The 596-nt window shown below is 77.7% G+C and carries 1 pseudogene; it reads left to right on the top strand.

The features are described from left to right. Positions 1-472 (top strand): annotated as a pseudogene (locus tag ABD198_RS30565) (hypothetical protein); the annotation flags it as partial. Positions 473-596 lie beyond the last annotated feature (124 nt).

The raw sequence follows: 596 nt of genomic DNA, 5'->3' as shown, positions 1-596 counted from the left end.
GGCACCGACGCCCCGGCGCGGCAGCCGCGGCGTCCCCGCGGCACGCGGCGGCGCCTCCGCGCGGAGCGGGACCGGCTCCCGCGACCGGACCCCGTCCCGCCCCTCCTCGCGTTCGACGCCCGCCTCCCGCAACCCGGCACGCGGACCCGCCGCCCGGAACGCCTCCCGCCCGGGCTCCGGCGCACGCCGGCCCGGCCCCCGGACGACGGGGGCCGGCCTGCGCCCGGCCAATCCGCGCCTGCTGCGGCAGCGGCTGTTCGTGTTCGTGGTGGTGACGCTGGTGGTCGCCCTCGGCATCGCCCTGGTGCAGGGCTGCCAGGGACCGGCGCGCGGACTGCCGCGAGAGGGCGACGACGTCGTACCGACGCAGCAGACACAGCAGGGGGACCAGGTCGACGGCGGCCCATGGCAGCCGGGTTCGGAGCCCCGGATGGCCGAGACGTACGTCTCGACGCTGGAGTGGGACGACTGAGGCCGGCCCCTCGAAGCCCCTGAACCTCGGGTACGCCCCTACTAGGGCCGCGGGAATCGCCGGCGCCTTGTCAGCACCGGTGAGCGGGGTCTGGTGCGTGCAGCTGCAAGGCGGAGGAGGGCGC

It is taken from the genome of Streptomyces thermocarboxydovorans, from assembly GCF_039524635.1.
GTDB classification, from domain to species: Bacteria; Actinomycetota; Actinomycetes; order Streptomycetales; family Streptomycetaceae; genus Streptomyces; species Streptomyces thermocarboxydovorans.
This window is presented reverse-complemented; position numbering and strand designations above follow the sequence as displayed.